Here is a 26,079-nt window from a genome sequence, read left to right on the forward strand (position 1 = left end):
CGAGAAATGAAAGCATTTTTGAAAACACTAGGTGTCACAACAGCAGCAGTTGCACTCGTTGCTTGCGGGCAAGGCGGCAACGAGCAAGGCGGGGCAAATGGAGACGGAGGCAATGCAGACGAGCCAACGACCATTAAAATTAGCGCCTCCAATGTGCCTCACGCCGAAATTTTGGAAGAGGCGGAACCGTTGTTAAAAGAACAAGGTGTCGAACTGGAAATTGAAATTGCCCAAGACTACATTTTGCCTAACATTGCTTTAAACGATGGCGACGTAGACGCTAACTATTTTCAACACCGCCCTTATCTGGAAGAACAACTTGAGCAAAATTCCGACTATGATTTCGTTGAGGCTGGTGCCATCCATTTAGAGCCAATGGGCCTTTATTCACAAGAATATGACAGCGTCGACGACCTTCCTGACGGAGCAACGGTGATGATGAGCGATTCTGTCGCTGACCACGGCCGTGTATACTCCCTTCTTCAAGAAGCGGGTTTAATTACCCTTAAAGAGGGCGTTTCAGTTGATGCAACCGAACAAGACATAGTGGATAACCCAAAAAATCTAACGTTTGTCAATTCTGGTGTTGCTGCTGAGTTGTTGCCGCAAGCATATACGAACAATGAAGCGGACTTGATTGCGATTAATTCCAACTATGCGATCGATGCTGGTCTATCGCCAACAGAAGACTCTGTCATTCTTGAAGAAGGCGATGCCGAAAATCCATACGTTAATTTGATTGTCGTTCGCAGCGAAGATGAAAACAATGAAGCGATTCAAACACTTGTTGAGGTGCTTCAATCTGAAGAAATCAAAACATTTATTGAAGAAAACTATGGCGGAGCGGTCATCCCTGCCGAGTAAGGAAAAAGGCTGCCGTTAGCGACGCGCTAACGGCATTTTTGCTTGTAAAAAGACAGGAGTGGTCTAACAATGGGCAAGGGGAAAGATATGCGCTATCTCTGCTATCCTTATATGCGTGAGGCGCAAACAACTGTCGATTTTGAAATACAATCTGATGCGCTGGCAGTTCGGATTGGACAAGCGGCTAGCTTAGTTGTGCCGTTAGAGGAATTACATAGTGATTTACTCAAGCTGGTGGAAATGGTGTACCATTTAAACGGATCGGTACGCGGAAAGATGGCGATATCTTCTGCTGATTTACACAAATTGAGCAGTTTGTATGACCGCTATGTTAAAGAGACGGAGGAGTCGATCAAGCAGTTTGTGTTGCCGCAAGGATCGGCAGCTGCCTGTGCTCTTCATGTGTGCCGCAGTGAAGCCAAGAAAACGGTGCGTGCTTTGCATCGCGTCAGCTTGGAACGAGAAGTGCCAGAGAGGCTATTTGATTACGCCCATCTGTTGGCGAATGTGCTGTTTGTCATGGCTGTGTATGCAAACAAACGGCAAGGAATCGAGGAAATCCCATTTGTAAGCAAATCATACCCCGTAAAAACACGCAAAAAGGAGATTAATTAAATGAAAAAAAAGCTTTTGTTATCATCATTATTGCTCATTTGTGCGGTTGGCTGCCAATCGGACGAAGACAAGACAGAGGCCCACGAAGAACAGCCAGAGGGGCAATCGTATACAGTAACGGATGACAGAGGTGAAGACATTACATTTGAAAAAATCCCAGAAACGGTTGTTTCTCTTGCTCCGAGCAATACAGAAATTTTGTTTGAACTTGGTGTAGGAGAAAACGTGATTGGTGTCACTGAATTTGATTTTTATCCTGAAGAAGCAAATGAAATCGAAAAAGTGTCTGACTCACAAACAATTGATGCTGAACGAATTATTGAATTGAATCCTGATGTTGTCATTGGCTATACGATAGGGGCTCCTGATACGCTTGATCCTTTAGAAGACGCAGGGATTCCCGTGTTTGTGATTCACTCAGCCGCAAACTTTGAAGATGTGTACAGTGATATTGAACAAATTGCAGAAGTGATGGGCGTAACAGAAAGAGGCGAAGAAATCGTAACAAACATCCAAGCGCAAATGGAGGAAGTGGCGACCAAAGTCGCTGAAGCGGAAGAAAAGGATGTGTATTTTGAAATCAGCCCATCTCCAGACATTTATACAACAGGAGCCAATACGTTCCAGCAAGAAATCATTGAAGCTGCTGGCTTAAACAATGTGTTTGCTGATGAAGAAGGCTGGCTTAAAATAGACGAAGAGCAAGTGATTGACCGCAACCCGGACTTGATTGCAACAACGGTCACCTATACGGAAGACCCAGTCGGCGAGATCAAAGGCCGCGCTGGCTGGGGAGGCATTGCAGCTGTCGAAAATGAGGAAATTTATTTGCTTGAAGCGGACATCATGGACCGCCCTGGTCCTCGTATCGGGGAGGCGGTCGAGCATTTGGCACAAATCGCATACCCAGAGAAATTCGAGTAAATTGCATGCTCCTGGAAAAAGTACTGCATACTAACAGTAACTTTATGGAAAGGGAGCAGAATCGATGAATCGTGAAAGTCATACTACAACAGAGCAGCACCTGGGACGATACAAAAAAGGCGTTGGTACTTATGAAGAAAAAATGCCCGCTTTTTCCCGGACATACAACGAGTTTACAGACCAGTGCTTTAAAGATGGGGCCTTGTCAAAAAAACAGAAGCATTTAATGGCGTTGGGCATGAGCGTTTATGCCCAAGATGAATATTGCATCATTTACCATTCAAAAGGATGCGTTGACCATGGTGCTTCTGAAGAAGAAATGCTCGAAACAATAGCGGTTGCGACCGCCTTTGGCAGTGGTGCAGCCTTTAGCCAAGGAGCTACACTTGTACAGGAAGCCTTTGGTGAATTCTCAAAAGGGCTGCAATAAAGATTGGCAACAACCATTCTCTCATTGTTTGCGTGTTACTCGTTTAGGGTAGAGAAAAACAGAACCGCAAATAGGCTGCTCGGTTTGCTTGGAGCTTAAATAGTAGCTTTGGTAAACGTTTGTGGTTTAAAAACAGGCATGACAAAATGAGAGAGGGGATGAAGAACCATTCATAAGATGGATCTATCCTACACGACTGAGATGGAAAAAGGGTTGCAGCAGCGGCATGGAATGAGCTATGCCGAGTATGAGAACAGTTTAAAAAAACGACTGGAAGTGGAGAAGGCGCGGACAAAAGAGCATTATGCATGCAACCGTCTTGTTGAATCACTCCATTCCTAGTCAACGTAGATCAAAAACAGAGCCTCCTGCCCCACAGTGAAGGCTCTGTTTTTTTTGGGTAATTTATCGGGACGGGCTCCTTGAAGTGTGTGTCCATTTAGTATAAAATTAGAATGAGAATAGATTAATAATCATTAAAAAATGTCAGCGAGGTTTGCTGGAAACAGCATACCTGCTTAATTTATGGAGGGAATACACATGTCTGTACCAAACCTTAAGATTGAGAATTTACATGTCTCTATTGACGATAAGGAAATTCTTAAAGATTTCAACCTTGAGATCAACGGCGGAGAAATCCACGCGATCATGGGACCAAACGGAACAGGGAAATCAACGCTTGCTTCTGCCATCATGGGTCATCCAAAATATGAAATCACAAGCGGTTCTGTTACGCTAGACGGCGAAGACGTGCTTGAAATGGAAGTAGACGAGCGTGCTCGTGCAGGCATGTTCCTTGCGATGCAATACCCAAGCGAGATTAGCGGCATTACAAACGCCGACTTTTTGCGCTCTGCCATTAATGCGAACCGTGAAGAAGGCAATGAGCTGTCTTTAATGAAATTTATTCGCAAAATGGACGAAAAAATGGACGTTCTCGACATGGACCAATCCTTTGCGCAGCGTTATTTGAATGAAGGCTTTTCAGGCGGGGAGAAAAAGCGCAATGAAATTCTCCAATTGCTAATGCTTGAACCGAAAATCGCCATTCTTGACGAAATCGACTCAGGGCTTGACATCGATGCGCTAAAAGTTGTTGCCCAAGGTGTCAACCAAATGCGCGGCGAAGAGTTTGGCTGCTTGATCATTACCCACTACCAACGCCTTCTTGACTACATCACACCAGATAAAGTCCATGTAATGATGCAAGGCCGCATCGTTAAATCCGGCGGCTCTGAACTTGCTGAGCGTCTTGAAGCAGAAGGATATGACTGGATTAAAGAAGAATTGGGCATTGAAGACGAACGCGTTGATGCCAACCAAGAAGCGTAAGTGAGAACCAGTCGGAAGCTTTCACGATAAAACAGCAAAGGATGGTATGTATGTCAGTTGAGACGAACCCACTGATCGGTCCGGATAAGTTAAAAGAACGGTCCGAAGGAAAACAAGAACCAAAATGGCTAACGGACTTGCGTCTGGATGCATTGAATAAAGTCGAAAGCCTCGAGCTTCCTAAGCCGGATAAAACCAAAATCCACAATTGGGATTTTACGTCCTTTACTCAGGAACTTAGAGAACCAAAGGAAATTTCAAGCTTGGATGAGCTGTCCAGCGACATTCAGCAATTTGTTGATGAAGAAGCAACTGGAAACAGCTTGCTAATCCAAGACAATGGCAAAACGATCTTTCAAACAAATGCTGCTGAGTTAGCAGACAAAGGCGTTGTGTTTTGTGACTTTGCGACTGCGGTTAAAGAGCATGGCGATCTCGTTAAAAAGTATTTATTAACAGAAGCAGTTTCAGCCGACGAAAACAAGCTAACGGCGATGCATGCCGCATTGATGGAAGGCGGCGCCTTTATTTACGTGCCGAAAAACGTCAATGTTGAAGTGCCATTGCAAGCTGTTTATGCGGTTTCCGATGAAAAAGCCGGTTTGTTTAACCACGTATTGATCGTAGCGGAAGACAACAGCTCAGTCACGTATGTAGAAAATTACACAGGCTATGGCTCTGGTGCATCTGTAGCCAACTTAGTCGCTGAAGTCTATGTCGGCGCCGGTGCCCGCGTTTCCTTTGGCGGTGTCGATACGCTCAATGAAGATGCTACCACTTATGTTGTCCGCCGCGCCCATGTTGAACGCGACGGCCGCATCGATTGGGCGCTTGGGCAAATGAACGACGGCGATACGGTCGCTGAAAACATTACGTACTTGGTGGGCGACGGCTCTTATGCAGACGCAAAGCTCGTATCAGTCGGCACAGGCGAACAAAAACAAAACTTTACGACGCTCATTAAGCATTACGGCAAACATTCAGAAGGCTATATTTTAAAGCATGGCGTTATGACGGAACGTGCCCTTGGCATTTTTAACGGCATTTCAAAAATCGAAAAAGCAGCAACAAAGGCGCACGGCGAACAAACCGAACGGATTCTCATGCTCGGCGAACGTGCCCGGGGCGATGCCAATCCAATCCTTTTAATCGACGAAGATGACGTAACGGCTGGCCACGCTGCTTCTGTTGGCCGGATTGACCCGCTGCAAATGTTCTATTTAATGAGCCGCGGCATTTCACGGGCTGAAGCAGAACGCCTTGTCATCCACGGATTTTTGGAGCCTGTTGTTTCCCAGCTTCCAGTTGCGTCAGTCCGCAAGCAAATGAAAACGGTCATTGAAAGAAAGGCAAAACGATGAACGCAAAGGAGATAAAGAAGCTGTTCCCGATCCTCGACCAACAAGTTAACGGGAATCCTCTTGTCTATCTCGACAGCGCCGCCACTTCGCAAAAGCCAATCCAAGTCATTGAAAAGCTCGATGATTATTACCGCCGTTACAATTCTAATGTCCATCGTGGCGTGCATACGCTTGGTACGCTTGCGACTGATGAATATGAAGGCGCACGCGAAAAAGTCCGGGCTTTCTTGAATGCGCAAGACACGGCGGAGATTGTCTTTACTCGTGGCACAACCACGGCCATTAATTTAGTGGCGCAAAGTTATGGAAATGACCATGTCGGCGAAGGCGATGAAATTGTCATTACGCCAATGGAACATCATTCGAATATCATTCCATGGCAGCAGCTTGCCAAGCGGAAAGGGGCCGTGTTGAAGTATATCCCTTTGCAAGAAGATGGGACGATTTCATTAGCTGATGTCGAAACAACGATAACGGAACGAACAAAAATCGTTTCCGTTGTCTACGTTTCAAATGTGCTCGGCACGGTTAACCCAATTGCTGAAATGGCGAAAGTCGCCCATAAACATGGCGCGGTCATGGTCGTCGATGGCGCCCAAGCTGCTCCCCATGTCCACGTGGATGTCCAACAATTAGACTGTGACTTTTTTGCTTTCTCGGCACACAAAATGTGTGGCCCTTCGGGCATCGGCGCCTTATACGGCAAAAAAGCGTTGCTTGAAGCGATGGAGCCAATTGAATTTGGCGGGGAAATGATTGATTTTGTCGGTCTGCAAGATTCGACTTGGAAAGAGCTCCCATGGAAGTTTGAAGGGGGAACGCCAATCATTGCTGGCGCAATCGGGTTCGGTGCTGCGATTGATTTTGTCACCGATTTAGGGTTTAATGAAATTGAACAGCACGAAAAAGAACTCGTTGACTATTCGTTTGAGCGTCTCGGCGATTTCAAAGATTTGACGATCTTTGGGCCAAAAGACCGTGCAGGGGTGATCACATTCCAGCTTGGCGACGTGCACCCCCACGATGTAGCGACTGTCCTTGATGCTGAAGGAATTGCTGTTCGCGCAGGCCATCATTGTGCACAACCGTTAATGAAATGGCTTGACGTTGTCGCCACTGCTCGTGCCAGCTATTATGTGTACAATACGAAAGAAGATATTGATGCTCTGGCAAACGGATTAGTCAAAGCAAAGGAGTATTTTAGCGATGTCTTCTCGTGATCTCGATACACTTTACCGGCAAGTGATTATGGACCATTATAAGAATCCCCGCAACCGCGGCGAGCTTGAAGGGGACACACTGACGGTAAATTTGAACAATCCCACATGTGGGGACCGTGTTCAAGTACAAATGAAAGTAGAAGATGGTAAAGTAGACCGCGCTGTTTTTACAGGGGAAGGCTGTTCCATCAGCCTTGCCTCCGCTTCAATGATGACGCAAGCTGTCAAAGGCTTAACCGTCGAAGAAGCGCTGGCGCTGTCTAAGCTTTTTTCAGATATGATGCAAGGAAAGGACTATGATGAAGGCAAGTTTGACTTAGGTGATATTGAGGCGCTTACTGGTGTAACAAAATTCCCTGCACGAATTAAATGTGCAACGCTTGCTTGGAAGGCGCTCGAAAAAGGGCTGAACGACACGCATTCATCATAATTTAGGAGGGATATACGTGGCAAAAAATATGCCAGATATCGGAGAATACAAATACGGGTTTTCAGATCGTGACGTATCGATTTTCCGTTCAGGCCGCGGCTTGACGAAGGAGATTGTTGAAGAAATTTCCCGTATGAAAGAGGAGCCTCAGTGGATGCTTGATTTCCGCTTGAAGTCGCTCGAACAATTTTACAAAATGCCAATGCCACAGTGGGGCGGCGACCTCTCTGAGCTAAACTTTGACGACATCACGTACTACGTGAAAGCTTCTGACAAAACGGAACGTTCATGGGATGAAGTGCCGGAAGAGATTAAAAACACATTTGACAAATTGGGCATTCCAGAAGCAGAACAGAAATACTTGGCCGGCGTTTCCGCTCAATACGAGTCTGAAGTGGTTTACCACAACATGAAAGAGGACTTGGAATCATTGGGCGTCGTCTTTAAAGACACAGACTCCGCTCTAAAAGAGAACGAAGACATCTTTAAAGAGTACTTTGCTACGGTCATACCTGCTGCAGACAACAAATTTGCAGCGCTCAACTCAGCTGTATGGTCAGGCGGCTCGTTCATTTATGTACCTAAAGGAGTCAAAGTTGACACGCCGCTGCAAGCGTACTTCCGCATCAACTCAGAAAACATGGGCCAATTCGAGCGGACACTCATCATTGCTGATGAAGATAGCTCTGTCCATTATGTAGAAGGCTGTACGGCACCTGTTTATACAACGAACTCGTTGCACAGCGCAGTCGTCGAAATCATTGTTAAAGACAATGCTTACTGCCGCTACACGACGATCCAAAACTGGGCGCCAAACGTCTACAACCTCGTTACAAAACGGGCCGTAGCCGATAAGGGTGCGACTATGGAATGGGTCGACGGCAACATCGGCTCTAAACTGACAATGAAATACCCTGCTGTCATCATGCGTGGTGAAGGCGCGAAAGGCACCGTTCTTTCGATTGCGATTGCCGGAAAAGGCCAGCACCAAGACGCAGGCGCGAAAGTAACGCATCTTGCGCCAAACTGTTCATCAACGATTGTATCAAAATCGATTTCCAAACAAGGCGGCAAAGTCACATACCGCGGCATTTGCCACTTTGGCCGCAAATCAGACGGCTCGAAATCAAAAATTGAGTGTGACACACTCATTATGGATAACCAGTCCACATCAGATACAATCCCGTACAATGAAATTTTGAACAACAACATCACACTTGAACACGAAGCGACGGTTTCCAAAGTGTCCGAAGACCAGCTTTTCTACTTGATGAGCCGCGGCGTTTCTGAAGAAGAAGCAACCGAAATGATCGTCATGGGCTTCATCGAGCCATTCACAAAAGAACTGCCAATGGAATACGCAGTCGAAATGAACCGCTTGATTAAGTTCGAGATGGAAGGCTCGATTGGATAATACAACAATACCCCTTGTCACATAACGTTTGTGGCAAGGGTTTTCTGTTTTACTTTTACGGATTTCTTCCTGAATCGTCATGGTTGCTGTATTTTTTTGCGGATATATCGAAGCCCCGGCCACGTGGAAACCGGGGTTTTTATCTTAAGGAATAGGGGGCTGAATGACAAACTTTTGTTTAAGCTTGCCGGTTTTTAAGGTGTAAGGCTATAGCAGCGGTCATTGCAGTTAAAACTGTAAGGTTCAACGTCGTTGTCGATTTTTTCAGGTTTATAGCCTTTCTCCAGAAGGTAGGTTAATAGGTTAGGCAGCTGCTTAGCGGTTTCTGTTTTGTCATGGAGAACAATAATGGGAGATTGTCCATTGTTTTCTATTTTTTCTATTTGTGAAATCACACTATCCAAAGAAGCCTCTGTTGATAAATTCCAGTCTTCGCTATCGACATTCCAATCCCACAACTTGAAGCCATGTTGATCGAATACCTCTCTGAAGCTATCTGTTAAATAAGGGATACTCCCATAAGGCGTCCGAATTAAGTCCGATTTCACCCCCGAAATATCATGCAATGTTTCTTGAGTTTTTACCATCTCTTGAAGTGCCGCTTGTTCGGATTGATAAAATTGATCTTTGTCATGAGTAACACCATGTAGACCAGCGCTGTGACCGTCCCTTATAATTCGTTTTACGATTTCTGGAGATTTTCTCATTTCAGGTTCGAGCATAAAAAAAGTCGCTTTCGCATTAAATTGATCAAGTATGTCTAAAATTTCGGTTGTAGCGGAATTAGGTCCATCGTCAAATGTTAAATAGACGACTTTCTCATTTTTTTCTTGATTGTAGTCTTCTTTGCTTTCCGCGTATTTACTTATTTTCGTTTGGAGTTTTTCGTATTCTAGTTTAATAGGGAGCTTCGTTTCTTCTGTAATGCTGGCTTTTACGACTCCTATTACTGAAATTACTAGCACTAGGCCAACGGTTAAAAATAGCACTTTTTTCTTCATTTGAGATCATCCTTTTCTGTTCATATAGTCATTGTGATTCAAATTGAAATGGTATATATAGACTAGTTGAATGAAATAAAGATGAGATAAAGATAGAGTGGAGGTGAGTTAAAGTTTTATAAATAGAAAAACCAGCCAATCAACGTACGTTGATTGGCTGGTAAGATGATTCACTCTTTGGTAAATAAAAGTAGAAACAGACTCCTTTATCGGTATTCATCACTCCATATTCTACAGCATGTAGCTTTAAGATATTTTTCGTAATCGCTAGACCTAATCCTGTGCCTTCTTTGGAACGCTGCGTTTTTTTCTCTTGGTAAAACCGATCCCAAATGTTTCCGAGTTGGTCTGTATCGATGGGATGCCCCTCATTTTCAACGCTTATTTTTACTCTATTTCCTTCATCCTCAGTTGAGATGAAAATCATTCTTTCGACGGGTGTATGACGAATGGCATTCGTCAAAAAATTTGTCATAACCTGTTCAATTTGATGTGTATTACCAACAACGTCAATTGGCTTTAGCTTAAGATTTATATGGAGCTGTTTATCACGAGCTTTAATTGATAGCTGATTGCATACGCTATGAATGGAGTCCTTTATATTAAATACATCCATCTTAACTTTATAGGTACCTGACTCGAACTTTGCTAGTTCGAGCATATCGACAATCAATCGATCCATTCGATTGACTTCATTATTCATTGCCTGGAAATAATGGTCGCTTTTTTCAATCGCTACCCCGTCTTGCAGAATCGACATACAACTTTTTATAATGCTTAACGGTGTTTTTAATTCATGTGAAACGCCTGCTATAAATTCTTTTCGCGTTTTTTCGAGCTGTTTCTCTTTCTCGATATCCTGTTGCAACTTTTCAATGTGCATTTGCAATTTTTCAGAAAGGATGTTAATGCTTTCGGAAAGCTGGCCAATTTCATCGCTTGATTTAATAGGAATACGCTCTTTGAAATCCAAATTTGCCATTTGTTTCGCTGTATGGTTGATATTTAATAACGGACTTGCGATTTTCTTGGAAAAATAGAGCGAAACCAATAAAATTAAAAAGATAACAGCAACAAGAATATAAATAAAATACTCTTGCATCATTTCCGCTGCTTCATCTATTGGTTGCAGTGACGTCATTGTTAAGAAATAGAGTGTGTCTCCGTTTGAGGTCGTCTCTGAATGTGTGAGCAATTTATATTGAATGCCATTTTGCTCATAGTCTTGAATAGATGTCCCGTTATCATTGGCTGGGTTATTGTTAAAAAGCAAATCCGCTTGAAATGCTTTTATTCGCTCAAAAAACAACGAGTTTGATAAAGCCGTGACATAAAAATGACTGTAGTCTTCCGGTATGTTCACGGCAGCAATCGTCCCGTAAACGCCTTTTTGGGTATACGCTTCATTATCATCAAATTGAGCCTTAAGGGCATCATTTCGCCAATAAATGATGCCCTCTATTCCGCTCTCTAACCTCGTAAATGGAGTGGGCTCGACTTCGTCTTTACTTAAAATGATCTCATATGGGAAGAATTCTTCTTGTATTTCTACACCGCGAATCTCCATTTGGTGATTTTCATAGTCTTTTAAACCATCAAGTTGTTGACTAACCTCAAAGGAGTTTTCTAAATAGACGATAGGAATAACAAAGTTGTCATCGCTGTAAGTGACTAATTCATCTTCTAATTCAAATATCCCATTTAATTCGATCGTATAATCTTTTGTTCCTTTTATATAGCCATTGTGGTCTAAAACGGTTATCCAAGCATTGTTTTCTCGATAAAATGTTTGTTCCAATTCTTGAAGCTTTGTTTCATTTTCTTCGTTATGCCAATAAGTTTTTGTGAACGCTTCAATCGCTTCTGAAAGGCGTTCTTCTTTGTTTTTAGCATAGTATTGTTCAAAGAATAGTGTTTGACCAACAAAAATGCCAAATAAAATAAATAGGCATAATGACGATATGAGCAGAAACCATTTTACTACAATCCGATTTTTCATGGTAAATCCTCAAATTTATATCCTGCACGAACGATTGTTTTTATTTGTTTAGCGCTGTCAGCCAGTTTGCTTCGCAAATTTCGAATATGGGTATTGACTGTACGGTCGTCACCTGCATACTCATAGCCCCAAACTTTTATAATGAGCTGTTGTCTGGAAATAACGATATTTTTGTTTTTCATTAGATACGTTAAAATTTCAAACTCTGTATGTGTCAATGGGACGACATTGCCTTTTACTTTAACTGTACGTGAATGTAAATGGACTTCAAGTTCGTTGCTCGTTAAAATTTCTTGACTCTTGTTAGTGTTTTCATTTGTCGCTGGAGTAGTAAGCAATCGTTTGGCCCTTGCTAATAAAATTTTAGGGCTATAAGGTTTTGTGACATAGTCATCTGCGCCTAAATCAAACCCTAATAATGTATCTTCTTCATCTGAGCGGGCTGTCAGCATAATAATCGGTACGACAGAATGTTCGCGGATCCTTTTGCAAACAGACCAGCCGTCTAACCTCGGCATCATAATATCTAAAACAATCAAATCAACGTTTGCTTTTTCAAATATCGCTAACGCTTCTTTTCCGTCTTTTGCTTCCAATACATCGTAACCCGCATCGATAAAATAGTCTTTGCTTATTTCTCTAAGGATGTCTTCATCTTCCACAATTAGTATTGTTTTTCCCAATGTAACCATTCCTTACTTTCTCTTAATAGACTTATAGTAAGTATACTTTATCATCTTTTCAACTTGTAAATTTAGTTAAGTTCCCATAATTGTGGTCATCTTTTTAAGGAACGGTCCTCGTTTTGGGAGGTGAAAGGGGGGATGATTTACTATCAGATTAACGTAGACTAAGGACGTGGGGCAACTTTTTTAGGGGAATTTCCAGATGCTAGAATCGGTTATTCAACTCTCGAAACAATTACGTGTATGTCAGATGGAATGAAAATGGTATGAATCGGATCAGGAAATGGTCGTAAAGGGGTGGCTTTTCAAAAAAGGCATAGGCGCCGGAGCATCGCGTTTATTAGAAAGGCGGGCAAGCCACCCATTAACGGGCGGCTTTTTCACGTTTTTAAGATTGAAACTGTTCCGCTTCAGTCGATCCCTTCAGGGCAGTGGTCGATGAAGTCCCGCCTGTTACGACTTGGGCAACTTCATCAAAGTAGCTTGTGCCGACTTCGCGCTGATGCCTTGTTGCCGTGTAGCCGTGGGCTTCACTGGCAAATTCAGCCTGCTGAAGATCAGAGTACGCCGCCATTCCGCGGTCCTTATAGTGGCGGGATAATTCAAACATGCCGTGGTTTAAGGCGTGGAAGCCCGCCAGTGTGACAAATTGAAATTTATAGCCCATTTCACCGAGTTGTTTCTGGAAGTTTAAAATGGTGTGGTCATCCAGTTTGGCTTTCCAGTTAAACGAAGGGGAGCAATTGTAGGCGAGCAGTTTGCCTGGGAATTTCTCGTGGATCGCTTGTGCGAACCGACGTGCTTCTTCAATATTTGGCTCAGACGTTTCACACCAGATTAAATCAGCATACGGCGCATACGCTAAGCCTCTCGCAATCGCCTGATCAAGACCTGACTTTGTTTTGAAAAACCCTTCCGCTGTTCGTTCTCCCGTTAAAAACGGTGCATCATATGAATCGACGTCGCTTGTGATTAGGTCAGCGGCATTGGCATCTGTACGAGCAATAAGAATGGTCGGTACTCCCATCACGTCTGCTGCCAGGCGGGCGGCAATCAAATTACGCACTGCTGTTTGCGTTGGAAGCAGCACTTTTCCGCCTAAATGCCCGCACTTTTTCTCAGAAGACAACTGATCTTCAAAGTGAACCCCTGCGGCGCCGGCTTCAATCATGCTTTTCATTAACTCGAACACGTTTAGCTGTCCACCGAAGCCTGCCTCAGCATCGGCCACAATTGGCGCAAACCAATCGATGTCTTCTTTTTCTTCCATGTGGTAAATTTGATCCGCGCGTTGCAGCGTGCGGTTGATTTTTTTGACAACTTCCGGTACGCTGTTTGCCGGATAAAGGCTTTGGTCAGGATACATGCTCCCTGACAAATTGGCATCAGCAGCCACTTGCCAGCCGCTTAAATAAATCGCTTTCAATCCGGCTTTTACTTGCTGCATCGCTTGGTTCCCAGTTAAAGCGCCTAGTGCCGGGACGAAATCCTCTGTATGGAGAAGTTCCCACAACTTTTCGGCACCACGCCTGGCAATCGTGTATTCAATCTCGAGCGTGCCCCTTAGCCGCATGACATCAGCTGCTTCATACGGCCTTGTAATCCCTTTCCAACGTTCTTCATGCTCCCAGCTTTCTGCGAGTTGTTTTTCTTTTAGCATTGGACATTCCCCCATTATAAGTTTGTGTCATCTAAAATCAGCTACTCAACTAACTGTGTGCCTTTTCGAACCAGCCGTTCATCAGAATGATCCAGCCGGCTTCTCATGCATTTTTTCCTCTACCATCAAACCGTCATGTGAATTTCCTTCTCTTCTGTCACATTCACCTCCTCCATAAACATGTTGTTATAAAACAGTTATACTTACTCACCTTTTTTAGCAAGACAGCGTTCGCATTCCATGAAGTAAGATTCAGCTTGCTCTTCCATCTCTTCGCCACATTCAGGACACGTTTTTCTCGGAAGCATTCTGTAAAAGTCAATTGGATTTTTCAAGCTCATTTGTCTCCTCCTTTTTTATAGAACAGTTTATTTTGTTTATTTCTGTTGTAGTACAGTATACAATGTAAAAATGAAAATGTACACACCTTTTTCAAAAAAATTTTTTTCTGTTTTCCATTCAATGAAGAGGGCCATAAAGAGAAGGGAGGAGGGCGATGAAAAGGAACAGGCGACGAATATGAGGATGTTGGGGGGAGACGTCGGGTCAATACAGAGTCGAAAGCGAGCTAGCTATTAGTGGTACACGTAAAGAAATTGATGGTATCTCCGATTTTTTCTTTTTTTCCCTTGACAGAACCAAATAAGCATGATAAAAGTAATAGTAAGCGATTTCATTTAATTTCATAACATGGATTGTTACTGTTTAGCAGGCAAAACCTAAGTTTGTATGAGAGTTCCTTTAAAGGGGATTCTATATGCAAAGTTGGGTTTTTTTGTTTTCGTATCTTACCATTCCCTACTAGAGAATTCTTTATGTCAGAAATAAAGGCGAGTGAATCATGCAAATTAAGAAAGTATTTAATAACAATGTTGTCCTAGCAAAGAATGAATGGGATCAAGAAATGGTCGTAATGGGCAGGGGCTTGGCTTTTCAAAAAAAGGCAGGTGAAACGATCGATACAGCTAAAATCGAAAAAACATTTGTTTTGGAAAAAAGGGGTGTGTCGGATAAGTTAGCGAAATTATTACGAGATACGTCAGAACTATATTTAAACATTGCCTCTAAGATTTTAGATTATGCGAAATCACAATTGCCATATAAACTGGATGACTATTTGTATGTAGCCTTGACGGACCACATTAGTTTTGCAATTAAAAGACATAAAGAAAACGTGCACGTGAAAAATCCTTTAGTATGGGAAATTCGTAAGTACTATAAACAGGAGTATCAAGTTGCGCTAAAATGCCTAGACATCATTGAAGAACAAACAGGTGTCCGGTTTCCCGAGGATGAAGCGGCTTCGATTGCGCTCCACCTTGTCAACAGCGAGTTGTCAGGAGGGAATTTGGCAACAGCCGTTCAAGTGACGGAATTAGTCAATAATGTGCTAAACATCGTGAAATATCACTTTAAAATGGAATTAGATGAAACGTCGATTAATTACGAGCGTTTTTTAACCCATCTTCGCTTTTTTGCGATTCGCTTTATTCGCAAAGAAAGAATGGCAGATAGTGAAGACAATTTCTTATACGAGCAACTAAAGAGAAAATACCCTGAATCGTTTCAATGCAGTCAAAAAATCAAGATCTATTTAGTTAAAAGCTATAATTGGTCCATTTCTAAAGATGAAGAAATGTATTTAACCCTACACATACAAAGGGTGACGAAACGGCATTTGCAAGACCAGGCGGATTAAATCAATGAGAATATGAATGGATGGAATGTTACCTTCAGTGGGCATAACCTGACCTAATTTGCAAACACTATGATGCAAATTGGTTCAGGTTTTTTTATTTACCAAGTACAACATGAAAAGAGCTGGTTCATATGAAGTACGAGCAATTAGCAAAGGATATTATTGAAAAAGTTGGCGGCAAAGAAAATGTAAACAATGTCGTTCATTGTATTACGCGCTTGCGCTTTAAGTTAAAAGATGAGGACAAAGCACAAACGGAAGCGTTAAAAAACATGGATGGCATTGTGACTGTCATGAAAAGCGGCGGCCAATACCAAGTGGTTATCGGCAACCATGTCCCTGATGTTTATAAAGCTGTCGTAGAGGTCGGCGGCTTCGCAAACATCGGACAAGTAGACGACGACGAGCAAGAAAAACGAGGAAATTTGTTTAATCGCTTTATAGATATTATTGCCAGCATCTTTACACCTATCCTTGGCGTTTTAGCGGCCACAGGGATGATCAAAGGGTTTAACGCGCTATTTCTGGCAGTGGGATGGTTAGAGGAAACCGACGGTACGTATCAACTATTAAACATTGTCGGCGATTCGTTGTTTCATTTCTTCCCTATTTTTCTTGGCTATACGGCGATTAAAAAGTTTGGCGGAACCCCCTTTATCGGAATTGCGATTGGCGCTTCCCTCGTTTATCCTGCCGTAGAAAGCTTAATGGAAGGGGAGCCGCTTTATGTATTATTTGCGGGAACTGTGTTTGAGTCTCCTGTTTATATTACCTTTTTAGGAATCCCTGTTATTCTAATGAGTTATGCGACATCCGTTGTCCCGATCATCCTTGCTGCATTTTTTGCATCAAAAGTAGAACGCTTCTTTAGAAAAGTGATTCCAGATGTTGTGAAGACGTTTTTAGTTCCATTTTTTACACTTTTGGTCGTTGTCCCGTTGACGTTTATGATCATTGGGCCAATTGCGACTTGGGCGAGCCAACTATTAGGCCAAGGAACCATTTTTGTTTATGAATTAAGTCCAACCATCGCCGGATTGGTGCTAGGCGCTTTCTGGCAAGTGATCGTCATTTTTGGATTGCACTGGGGCCTTGTTCCGATCGCGATTAATAACCTCGTATCAACGGGCTCTGACCCTATATTAGCGATGATCTTTGCTGCTTCTTTTGCGCAAATCGGCGCTGTTCTTGCTGTTTGGATTCGAACGAAGAACCAAAAACTTAAATCATTAAGTATTCCTGCCTTTATCTCGGGAATCTTTGGCGTAACAGAGCCTGCTATTTATGGGATCACACTACCGAAGAAAAAGCCTTTTATCTTTAGTTTAGTAGGGGCTGGCATCGGCGGCGCGATTATTGGCTTCTTCGGCGGCGCTGGCTATATGATTGGCGGGCTAGGCATTTTCCAAATCCCCGCTTTCATTGGCCCAGAAGGGATTGACACTGGCTTTTGGGGAGCCATCATTTCTATGCCTGTCGCGTTCGGAATAGGTTTTATCCTGACGTATTTGTTTGCTGGCATTCATAAAGAGGAAACACCAGTTGAACGTGGCGCTAATACTGAATCTGCCTCTCCAGATGCTACTGTAGAGAAAACGGTTGCCAAGGAAGTAGAAGCGGAAACCCTTGCTAGCCCATTAAAGGGAAAGGCTATACCACTAGAACGTATTAAAGATGAAGCATTCGCATCGGCTGCACTTGGCAAAGGAATCGCCATTCTGCCGACAGAAGGGAAAGTATTTGCACCGGCAGATGGAACGATCACTGCTCTCTTTCCAACGAATCATGCGATTGGAATGACGACTGATAAAGGGGCTGAACTATTAATCCATGTTGGAATGGATACGGTTCAGTTACAAGGACAGTACTTCTCGTCCCATGTGAAACAAGGAGAGCGCGTTGAGAAAGGCCAATTGTTAATGGAGTTTGATATTGATAAAATTCAACAAGCAGGATTTATGCTCGATACACCAATTGTTGTAACCAACCACGAGCACTACACGGTTATAACGACTGAAGAGACCAATGTCCAAGTAGGAGACCATTTCCTCACATTAGAAAAAAAATAAGCTTTTACACAGGAGCTAGAAGGTTTCAAAGATTGTCTTCCTTCTAGCTCGTAAAGAATGGAAGGAGAAAATTTACATGAACACATTTCCAGAATCGTTTCTATGGGGTGGCGCGATTGCCGCTAACCAGGCAGAAGGGGCCTTTTTAGAAGGGGGAAAAGGGCTGACAACCGTGGATTTATTGCCAACAGGCGAAAAGCGTTGGGAGATCATGTTAGGAAAGTTAAGCCGTTTTGAACCTGATGAACAGTTCTATTATCCTTCACACGAGGCAATTGATTTTTATCATCGTTATAAAGAAGATATTGCTTTGTTTGCTGAGATGGGTTTTAAGGCGTTGCGCGTGTCGATCGCTTGGTCGCGCATCTTTCCAAATGGGGATGACGAAACGCCCAATGAAGCTGGCTTAGCATTTTACGATGAGCTATTTGACGAATTACGAAAACACGGGATTGAGCCCGTTGTAACAATGGCCCATTTTGACGTGCCAATCCACTTGGTCAAGAAGTACAAAAGTTGGCGAAATCGTAAGCTCGTCACTTTTTTTGAAACATATGCAAGAACGATTTTAGAGCGCTACCAACATAAAGTGAAATACTGGATGACGTTTAACGAAATCAATATGCTTCTCCATTTGCCTTATGTTGGCGCTGGCCTTGTGTTTGAGGAAGGGGACGATGTAACGCAAATTAAATACCAGGCTGCCCACCACCAACTCGTCGCTAGCGCGCTAGCCGTTAAAGCTTGCCATGAGCTGATCCCTGATGCAAAAATTGGCTGCATGCTTGCCGCAGGGGCGACTTACGCTTATACATGCCATCCTGATGATGTGTTTGATGCGATGGAAAAAGACCGTGAATCGTTCTTTTTTATCGACGTCCAATCAAGAGGGGCTTATCCGGGATATGCGAAGCGTTTCTTTAAAGAAAACAACATCACTGTAGAAATGGAAGAAGGAGACTTGGAACTTCTGCAAGCAAACACCGTCGATTACATTGGTTTTAGCTATTATGCGAGCCGGGCGACAAGCACCGATCCTGACGTGTTGAAAAACCAAACGAGCGGCAACGTATTCGGTTCGGTGGAAAACCCTTATTTGGAAAAATCGGAGTGGGGCTGGACGATTGATCCGAAAGGCTTCCGCATAACGGCCAATCAGCTTTATGACCGCTACCAAAAGCCTCTGTTTGTTGTCGAAAATGGCTTAGGAGCGGTTGACGAATTATCCGCAGATGGAGACATCAATGATGACTATCGGATTGATTACTTGCGCCAGCATATTGCGGCAATGGGCGAAGCGATTGAAGACGGAGTGGAAATCATTGGTTACACGAGTTGGGGGCCGATAGACATCGTAAGTGCTTCTACAGGAGAAATGAAAAAGCGTTACGGCTATATTTATGTCGATCGTGACAATGAAGGCAATGGAACGTTGAAACGAGTGAAAAAGAAAAGCTTCGATTGGTATAAAACGGTCATCAAATCGAACGGACAAGAGCTCAACTAAGACCCTTTTTCCCAAATCAATTAATCATACGAGGTGACTACAGATGAAAGCAGCAACATTTCCAGAAGGATTTTTATGGGGCGGCGCAGTAGCAGCTAACCAATTAGAAGGTGCTTACCAGGAAGACGGAAAAGGGTTGTCTACAGCCGATGTTTCGCCAAATGGAATTATGAACGAACCGGATTTCTCGATGAAAGAATTTAATCTTTACCATGAAGCAATTGATTTTTACCACACATATAAAGAAGATATCGCTTTATTTGCGGAAATGGGATTTAAGGCGTTCCGCTTCTCCGTTGCTTGGACGCGCATTTTCCCTAATGGCGACGAAGCAACGCCGAACGAAAAAGGCTTGGCATTCTACGACCAAGTTATTGATGAGCTATTAAAGTACAATATTGAACCTGTCATAACGATTTCACACTATGAAATGCCACTCGGGCTTGTGAAAGACTATGGCGGTTGGAAAAACAGGCAAGTGGTCCATTTTTATGAACGGTTTGCGAAGACGATATTAGAACGGTACCACCATAAAGTAAAATATTGGATGACATTCAACGAAATCAATGTTCTCCTTCATGCGCCTTTTACAGGCGGAGGCCTTTTATTCGAAGCTGGCGAAAACAAAGAGCAAGCGATTTACCAAGCTGCACACCATCAGTTTTTGGCAAGTAGCCTCGCTGTTAAAGCAGGCCATGCATTGGATCCATCTTTGCAAATTGGCTGCATGATCGCGTCAATGGTGACATATCCGTATACGTCGAAGCCAGAAGACATGTTTGCTGCGCTAGAGCAAGATCGAAAAACGTTGTTCTTCTCTGATGTCCAATCACGTGGCTATTACCCTTCCTATATAAAAGCCTATCTTAAGGAAAAAAGTATTGACATTGAAATGGAAGCTGGCGATCTTGACCTCCTCAGTGAACATACGGTCGATTATATTGGCTTTAGTTACTACATGTCTTTTGTGGCAAGCACAGATCCAGAGCACCTAAAAACGTCCGGCAACCTCTTTGCCGGTGTGAAGAATCCGTACTTGGAGGCATCCGAGTGGGGGTGGCAAATTGATCCAATTGGTTTGCGCACGGTGTGCAACCAACTATATGATCGCTACCAAAAGCCTCTATTTATTGTCGAAAACGGCCTTGGCGCCGTTGATCAAATCGAGGAAGACGGCTCGATTCAGGATGACTACCGGATTGACTATTTGCGCGCGCACATTGAACAAATGAAGCTCGCTATTGCCGATGGCGTGGACTTGATCGGCTATACTTCCTGGGGGCCAATTGATTTAGTAAGCGCCTCAACAGCGGAACTAAAAAAGCGGTATGGGTTCATTTATGTCGATCGCGACAGCAATGGAAAAGGATCGAATAAACGTTATAAAAAGAAAAGCTTTAGCTGGTACCAAAATGTTATTGCCACTAATGGAGAACAGCTTTAGCTACTACAAGCGACTTGAGTTTTAAGCTCAAGTCGTTTTTTGCCGTGCTACACGAAAAGGTTGCTTTATAATAAAGGGAAGCGTTTCGCATGCAGTTGCGCGAAATCAAACAATGGCGTTGGCTAGGAAGGAAGAGGATACGGACGAATGAAACAGAATAAGTATGACGATAAGGCGTTCTTTGCCGCTTATGAAAAAATGCCTCGCTCTGTAAAAGGGCTTGCCGGTGCAGGGGAATGGCATGTGCTAAAGGCACTATTACCTGATATGCGGGGGAAAGCCGTGCTTGACTTAGGCTGCGGTTTTGGCTGGCATTGCCGCTATGCCAGGGAACAACAGGCACGCTCTGTAGTAGGCGTTGATTTATCAGAAAACATGCTGGAAAAAGCACGTGAAACAACAAATGACCCGTTCATTTCTTATTTAAACATGGCGATCGAAGACATCGATTTCCCAAGGGCACAGTTCGATGTCGTCATCAGTTCACTCGCTTTCCACTATATCAAGTCCTTTAGGCCAATTTGCAAGAACGTTTACGATTGTCTAAAAGCCGAGGGGACATTCATCTTTTCAGTAGAACACCCGATTTTTACTTCTCGCCATCAACAAGATTGGTGTTACGACCACCAAGGGAACCGCCAGCATTGGCCTGTTGACCATTACCAATCAGAAGGAATGAGGGAAACGTCTTTTTTGGCTGAGCATGTGATTAAATACCATCGTACACTTTCGACCTATATCAATGATTTGATAGAGGCTGGTTTTCGGATCAACGCTGTAAAAGAACCCACTCCTTCTGAGGACATGTCTGCCCTTAGCCAGGAAATGAAAGATGAATGGAGAAGGCCAATGTTTTTAATCATTTCCGCGCAAAAGCCAAAACTGTAAACGATGAATAGTAAAGCGCTTACGAAAAATGACATCATGCATCACATGGCCATATACGCCGTTCCCAAGCCATGCTAAAGTATAAGAAAAAGGAGTGTCCTGCTCTATGTATACAGCAACGCCTTCACGTTATGATGATATGATATACAACCAATGCGGAAAAAGCGGCTTGAAGCTTCCAGCTATTTCATTGGGATTGTGGCAAAACTTTGGCGCCGACACGAGCCAGGCTAAAGTAAAAGAAAAAATTTTTTGTGCGTTTGATTTAGGGATTACTCATTTTGACTTGGCCAACAATTATGGCCCTCCTCCTGGTTCTGCCGAAGCAGCAATGGGCACGATACTAAACAGCGAACTAAATCGCTATCGGGATGAACTCATTATTTCGACGAAAGCAGGCTACGACATGTGGCCTGGCCCATACGGGGATGGCGGTTCAAGAAAGTATCTCATCGCTAGCCTTGACCAAAGCCTAAAACGGCTAAAAGTTGATTATGTCGATATTTTCTATCATCATCGCTATGATCCAAACACGCCGCTGGAAGAAACAATGGCTGCACTTGACGCTATTGTCCGCCAAGGAAAGGCGCTCTATATTGGCTTATCGAATTACGGGCCTAAAGAAACAAAACAGGCGGCCACAATTTTAAAACAGTTAGGCACGCCTTGTGTCGTTAACCAGCCTTCGTATTCGATGTTGAACCGTTGGATTGAGGGAGGGCTGCAAGACGTCCTCGCTGAAGAAGGAATTGGCACTGTCGCTTTTGCACCGCTGGCGATGGGGCTTTTAACTTCAAAATACTTGCACGCTATTCCAGAAGGATCCAGGGCGGCTAAAAACGATTGGTTTAAAGCAAATGTGACCGAGGAGCAAGTAGGGAAAGTAAAAGAGCTTCATAAAATTGCCGAGAACCGCGGGCAAACAATGGCCCAGTTTGCTTTAGCATGGGTATTAAGGGATGGCAGCGCCACGTCTGCTTTAATCGGGGCGAGTTCCATCGAACAAATCGAAGAAAATGTAGCTGCATTGAACAATTTATCATTTAGCCAAGAAGAATTGAATGCAATTGATTCGATCGTAGGCAGCGATAAATGATGAAAAAGAGGAGAGTGATGCGTACTCTCCTTTTTGTGACCGCTAGACTTGAATAGCTGTAGCGATCAAGTCAACTATCTAGGAAACAATCATCCAGTTATTGCTATGGACAGAGCAGCAGCAAACGATTACGCTAAGGAGCATAAAGCAAGAAAAGAGGTGTTGCATGGAACGGTATAACCAGTTGGCACAAGCTTTTGCGTACACGCCTATTCGTGTTTATGGCGTATATAAGAGCATGCTTGAAGCCAATCGCCTTTATCGTGGCCATGTTGACCAGCCAACGGCTTATGGCGGGCTTATTCTTGGGCTTCGTGGCAGCGCACGCTTTACCTTTAATGGTTCTAATTCAATCGAAGTCAGCCAAGGGAAAGCAATCATTGGCGGCTATCAAATGCGCTTAGAGTTAGAAGTCGGTGAAACGGGTTGTGAATACGCGCTTATTCACTTCTTGCCAGAAGATCGGCGCCTGCCCGAGGCAACTTTGTTTCAAAAAGCCCATCAACTGGAGTACCTATTTGAACCGAGTATGTTGCAAATGGTTGATGAGCTTTTGCAAGCTGATGCGGCGCCAGGGGAGATGGCGGCACTGCAAAAAAAAGCGCTGTTCTACCAATTGCTTACACATGTCCTTCAATTAGCGCGCTTCCAGCAGAAACCTAAAAATAGTGAAGCGATGGAAGAGACAATCCGTTATATCCATGCCCATTACCATGAACCGTTGACATTAGGGCAATTGGCTGCTCGTTACGATATGGCGCCTAAATATTTTTCTGCCGCTTTTCGGAAATGCACAGGAGTTGGCCCGATTGACTATGTGATCCATTGCCGTATGAAGCGAGCCCGCCAACTACTAATGACAGGGGCGTTTACTGTCAGTGCGGTTGCCCGCAGCGTCGGGTATCAGGATCCCTATTATTTTAGCAGGTTGTTTAAAAAACAGTTTGGAGTCGCTCCAAGCTACGTTCGCCTGGAAATGAAGAAATAATCCATCTGTAAAACAGGAAACTGTCTATTTTACATAAAGTCATTCCTTGTTATCATTTTAAATGATAATGATTATCACTATTAATAGATAAGAACGAAAGGAACGTACTTTATGCACCATTCACTTAAATCACTTGCTTCAAGCCTTTTGCTGCTAGTGCTTCTAGGAGCTTGTGCAGGTAATGTTGATAACGATGCCAATGACAATACAGAAAAAAGCAGTGAGCCCGCTGTCTCAAGCGCGTTTCCGCGGACATTGGAAGATGCAAACGGAGACTTTACTCTTGAAAAAGAGCCGCAAAAAGTAGCAATTGCCCATTGGGGATTTGTCGATTCTTTTTTGCTTTTTGACACGCCTTCAGCTGCTGTGGTGCTGCCTTTTTCAGCAGAACAATCTGTTCTAAAAACGGACGTGTACAAGCCTTATGTAGAAACGTTCGATGAGCTGGAGGTGGTAGGCGAAAACCAGCAAGTGAATTTGGAAGCGTTGCTTGCCTATGAACCAGATTTAATTATTGCAGGGAACCAAGTAAATGAGAATATCGACCAATTGCAACAAATTGCGCCTGTTTTTGTCGTAGATGAGGAAGAAGTCAACGTGTGGGGAGACTGGCCCGCACTCGTGTCTTTGCTTGGCGACATTCTTGGCCAAGAAGATGCCGCTGAATCATTTATTCGTTCTTTTGAAGAAAAAGTCGCGGAAGGTCGCGAAAAATTAGTAAATACAGAAGGCGAAGTGGCTTTTTTGCAAGCACGAGAAGCAACAGCTTGGCTGCAAGGTACGAACTATTTGCCATTGTACTATGACCAGTTGGGGCTGCCTGTTGCAGATGCACCAATTATGAAAGAAGGGGCAGAAATCTCTCTTGAAGGGATAAGCGAATTAAACCCCGACCACCTTTTCATTGGCTATTTTCAAGGAGACAGCGACTCCTCTTCTTCAATCATTAGTGAATGGGAAGAGACGAATGTATGGAACAGCCTGCAAGCAGTAGAAAAAGGCCAAGTGTATGAAATGAATGGCGAACTTGCCCTTGGCTATGGGCCAATTGGGCAATCGTACGCGCTCGAACAAGTGGTAAAAGCATTGGAGTAATGAAATGCACAGCCTGCTAAACGCTGTAAAGCGCTTGGCAGGCTTTTTGTTTGTGAGCATTACAAACCTACAATAAAACGATTGGCAGACAGTTGTATCTATTTATTATACGATTGATTATCTTGCAGCTATCTATCTTGTCCGGAACGTAAACGACTTCGTTCCTGATGATGTAAGCGGAATGAGATCGTAGCTGTGATGAAAGCCAAAAAAACAAACAAAGACGCGATCAAGGTTAAATAAGTTATTGGGAAAGAAGCGATTACCGATCCACCAAAGGCAGCCCCTAACGTCATACCGATGTTCATCAAAGCGGTATGAAAGCTTAATACGATCTCTGAAGAACGTGGTTTTAACGACGTTAAATAATATTGGTTTGCAGGTGTCGTAGCCCAGGTCGCTGCCCCCCATATCATGATCATTAATACGAGTAAATTTGGCCTGTTTACGACGAAAAACATGCTTATTAGGGCAAGCATATGAACCATTAAACTGATGCTGATCGTTTTGACAGGCCCCCACCGGTCAACAGCAAATCCGCCAACACGTGATCCTATTAAGGCGAATAAACCAAGAATAAATAACGCACTACTAATTTGTTCAATAGAAAAATGAGCCGTCTTGCTCAAGAACGGGGCAATATAGGCAAACAATAGTGTGTATCCTAAAATCCAGAGAATCGTTACGGTCAAACCAGTAAGTAACCGTTTATCACTTAGAATGCGTAGTTGCTGTTTAAGGGGCATGCCTGGGTTTCCTTCTCTAGAAGGGATCAGGCGCATTAGAAAGATCAATGTAATGAATGTGACAAAGGCTAAAAATAAGTATGTGTAACGCCAGTCTACATAGGCAGATGCAAACGTGCCGATTGGGACGCCCACAACCAAAGATAATGTAAATCCAGTGAGTATGATCGCCATTGCATTCCCTCGTTTTTGTGGGGCTGCTAGACTCGAAGCATAATGAGTGGCAATGACAATATAAAGTCCGCCGCTCATAGCCATAATAATCCGTGCCGTGAGCAGCATCCAATAATTAACACTCGAAAAGGCGATTAAATTTGATACAAAAAAGAGAGCGAGCGAAAGCAAAAGCATGTTTTTTCGGTTATACTTGGCGGTTGCCAAGACTAAAACAAGCGCACCAAAGGCGTATGATAACGAGTAAAAAGTTAATAATTGCCCAGCCGCTGAAATGGAAACGCCAAAATCGGCGGCGATGATTTCCAATATACCTGATGCGATAAACTCAGCAGTACCCGTTAGAAAGGCACCAAGAGCTAGCAAATATGTTAATGATCTGTTCATATGCACTCTCCCTTACTTCCATTATGTGTTCCAGTTTATATGTTGTTTGT

Annotated in this window: 24 protein-coding genes; 18 read left to right on the top strand and 6 right to left on the bottom strand. The window is 43.5% G+C overall.

The genetic code is table 11. The annotated features are described in order from the left end of the window. Positions 1-6 precede the first annotated feature (6 nt). From BC8716_RS12965 to sufB, 10 genes are all read left to right on the top strand, one after another. On the top strand, positions 7-864 hold the full coding sequence (locus BC8716_RS12965; RefSeq protein ID WP_094426296.1) for a MetQ/NlpA family ABC transporter substrate-binding protein: 858 nt from the start codon (positions 7-9) through the stop codon (positions 862-864). 69 nt (positions 865-933) lie between these two features. Continuing rightward, the gene (locus BC8716_RS12970) at positions 934-1,479 is read left to right on the top strand and encodes a cobalamin adenosyltransferase family protein (RefSeq protein ID WP_094426298.1); all 546 of its coding nucleotides are present in this window, start codon (positions 934-936) and stop codon (positions 1,477-1,479) included. Continuing rightward, entirely contained in the window at positions 1,480-2,403 is a 924-nt protein-coding gene (locus tag BC8716_RS12975) for an ABC transporter substrate-binding protein (protein ID WP_094426301.1), read from the top strand. A 64-nt stretch (positions 2,404-2,467) separates the two neighbouring features. Further along, the gene (locus tag BC8716_RS12980; protein ID WP_094426303.1) at positions 2,468-2,833 is read left to right on the top strand and encodes a carboxymuconolactone decarboxylase family protein; all 366 of its coding nucleotides are present in this window, start codon (positions 2,468-2,470) and stop codon (positions 2,831-2,833) included. Between the two features lie 177 nt (positions 2,834-3,010). After that, entirely contained in the window at positions 3,011-3,175 is a 165-nt protein-coding gene (locus tag BC8716_RS22500; protein WP_011247821.1) for a YuzK family famiily protein, read from the top strand. A 198-nt stretch (positions 3,176-3,373) separates the two neighbouring features. Further along, positions 3,374-4,165, top strand: coding sequence for a Fe-S cluster assembly ATPase SufC (gene sufC, locus BC8716_RS12985; RefSeq protein WP_011247820.1), 792 nt, complete (start codon positions 3,374-3,376; stop codon positions 4,163-4,165). A gap of 50 nt (positions 4,166-4,215) precedes the next feature. Continuing rightward, a complete protein-coding gene (gene sufD, locus BC8716_RS12990; protein ID WP_094426305.1) occupies positions 4,216-5,526 on the top strand; it encodes a Fe-S cluster assembly protein SufD in 1,311 nt (436 codons plus the stop codon). Then, the gene (locus BC8716_RS12995) at positions 5,523-6,746 is read left to right on the top strand and encodes a cysteine desulfurase (protein ID WP_094426307.1); all 1,224 of its coding nucleotides are present in this window, start codon (positions 5,523-5,525) and stop codon (positions 6,744-6,746) included. The genes sufD and BC8716_RS12995 overlap by 4 nt, the downstream gene beginning before the upstream one ends. After that, positions 6,733-7,176, top strand: coding sequence for a Fe-S cluster assembly sulfur transfer protein SufU (gene sufU / locus BC8716_RS13000; protein WP_011247817.1), 444 nt, complete (start codon positions 6,733-6,735; stop codon positions 7,174-7,176). Before BC8716_RS12995 ends, sufU begins: the two co-directional genes overlap by 14 nt. Positions 7,177-7,192: 16 nt before the next feature. Beyond that, entirely contained in the window at positions 7,193-8,590 is a 1,398-nt protein-coding gene (gene sufB / locus BC8716_RS13005; RefSeq protein WP_011247816.1) for a Fe-S cluster assembly protein SufB, read from the top strand. A 194-nt stretch (positions 8,591-8,784) separates the two neighbouring features. Here sufB and BC8716_RS13010 read toward each other — a convergent pair whose 3' ends face one another. The 5 genes from BC8716_RS13010 to yhfH all read right to left on the bottom strand — a co-directional run bounded on the left by BC8716_RS13010 (position 8,785) and on the right by yhfH (position 14,277). Next, positions 8,785-9,591: a polysaccharide deacetylase family protein gene (locus BC8716_RS13010; protein WP_094426309.1), complete on the bottom strand. Its 807-nt coding sequence runs from the start codon at positions 9,589-9,591 to the stop codon at positions 8,785-8,787. Positions 9,592-9,730: 139 nt separating this feature from the next. After that, the gene (locus tag BC8716_RS13015) at positions 9,731-11,590 is read right to left on the bottom strand and encodes a sensor histidine kinase (protein ID WP_094426312.1); all 1,860 of its coding nucleotides are present in this window, start codon (positions 11,588-11,590) and stop codon (positions 9,731-9,733) included. After that, positions 11,587-12,273, bottom strand: coding sequence for a response regulator transcription factor (locus BC8716_RS13020; RefSeq protein ID WP_094429254.1), 687 nt, complete (start codon positions 12,271-12,273; stop codon positions 11,587-11,589). Before BC8716_RS13020 ends, BC8716_RS13015 begins: the two co-directional genes overlap by 4 nt. Positions 12,274-12,664: 391 nt before the next feature. Then, positions 12,665-13,936, bottom strand: a complete 1,272-nt coding sequence (aceA, locus tag BC8716_RS13025; RefSeq protein WP_094426314.1) for an isocitrate lyase — start codon at positions 13,934-13,936, stop codon at positions 12,665-12,667. A 203-nt stretch (positions 13,937-14,139) separates the two neighbouring features. Further along, a complete protein-coding gene (gene yhfH, locus BC8716_RS13030) occupies positions 14,140-14,277 on the bottom strand; it encodes a protein YhfH (protein WP_094426317.1) in 138 nt (45 codons plus the stop codon). Positions 14,278-14,777: 500 nt separating this feature from the next. On the opposite strand from yhfH, the gene licT reads away from it, so the two are divergent. The 8 genes from licT to BC8716_RS13070 all read left to right on the top strand — a co-directional run bounded on the left by licT (position 14,778) and on the right by BC8716_RS13070 (position 24,722). Further along, complete coding sequence (licT, locus tag BC8716_RS13035) at positions 14,778-15,635, top strand: BglG family transcription antiterminator LicT (protein WP_094426319.1); 858 nt, start codon at positions 14,778-14,780, stop codon at positions 15,633-15,635. A 131-nt stretch (positions 15,636-15,766) separates the two neighbouring features. Then, a complete protein-coding gene (locus tag BC8716_RS13040; protein ID WP_094426322.1) occupies positions 15,767-17,704 on the top strand; it encodes a beta-glucoside-specific PTS transporter subunit IIABC in 1,938 nt (645 codons plus the stop codon). A 76-nt stretch (positions 17,705-17,780) separates the two neighbouring features. Continuing rightward, the gene (ascB, locus tag BC8716_RS13045) at positions 17,781-19,211 is read left to right on the top strand and encodes a 6-phospho-beta-glucosidase (RefSeq protein ID WP_094426324.1); all 1,431 of its coding nucleotides are present in this window, start codon (positions 17,781-17,783) and stop codon (positions 19,209-19,211) included. 43 nt (positions 19,212-19,254) lie between these two features. Further along, positions 19,255-20,655, top strand: coding sequence for an aryl-phospho-beta-d-glucosidase (bglH, locus tag BC8716_RS13050; protein WP_094426327.1), 1,401 nt, complete (start codon positions 19,255-19,257; stop codon positions 20,653-20,655). Positions 20,656-20,802: 147 nt separating this feature from the next. Then, on the top strand, positions 20,803-21,543 hold the full coding sequence (locus tag BC8716_RS13055; protein WP_094426330.1) for a class I SAM-dependent methyltransferase: 741 nt from the start codon (positions 20,803-20,805) through the stop codon (positions 21,541-21,543). Between the two features lie 106 nt (positions 21,544-21,649). After that, positions 21,650-22,639, top strand: a complete 990-nt coding sequence (locus tag BC8716_RS13060; protein ID WP_094426332.1) for an aldo/keto reductase — start codon at positions 21,650-21,652, stop codon at positions 22,637-22,639. Between the two features lie 166 nt (positions 22,640-22,805). Further along, complete coding sequence (locus tag BC8716_RS13065) at positions 22,806-23,627, top strand: helix-turn-helix domain-containing protein (protein ID WP_094426334.1); 822 nt, start codon at positions 22,806-22,808, stop codon at positions 23,625-23,627. Positions 23,628-23,738: 111 nt separating this feature from the next. Further along, positions 23,739-24,722, top strand: a complete 984-nt coding sequence (locus BC8716_RS13070) for an ABC transporter substrate-binding protein (protein ID WP_094426337.1) — start codon at positions 23,739-23,741, stop codon at positions 24,720-24,722. Positions 24,723-24,850: 128 nt separating this feature from the next. Here BC8716_RS13070 and BC8716_RS13075 read toward each other — a convergent pair whose 3' ends face one another. Next, complete coding sequence (locus BC8716_RS13075; protein WP_094426339.1) at positions 24,851-26,029, bottom strand: MFS transporter; 1,179 nt, start codon at positions 26,027-26,029, stop codon at positions 24,851-24,853. Positions 26,030-26,079 lie beyond the last annotated feature (50 nt).

Source organism: Shouchella clausii, assembly GCF_002250115.1.
GTDB lineage: Bacteria > Bacillota > Bacilli > Bacillales > Bacillaceae_D > Shouchella > Shouchella clausii.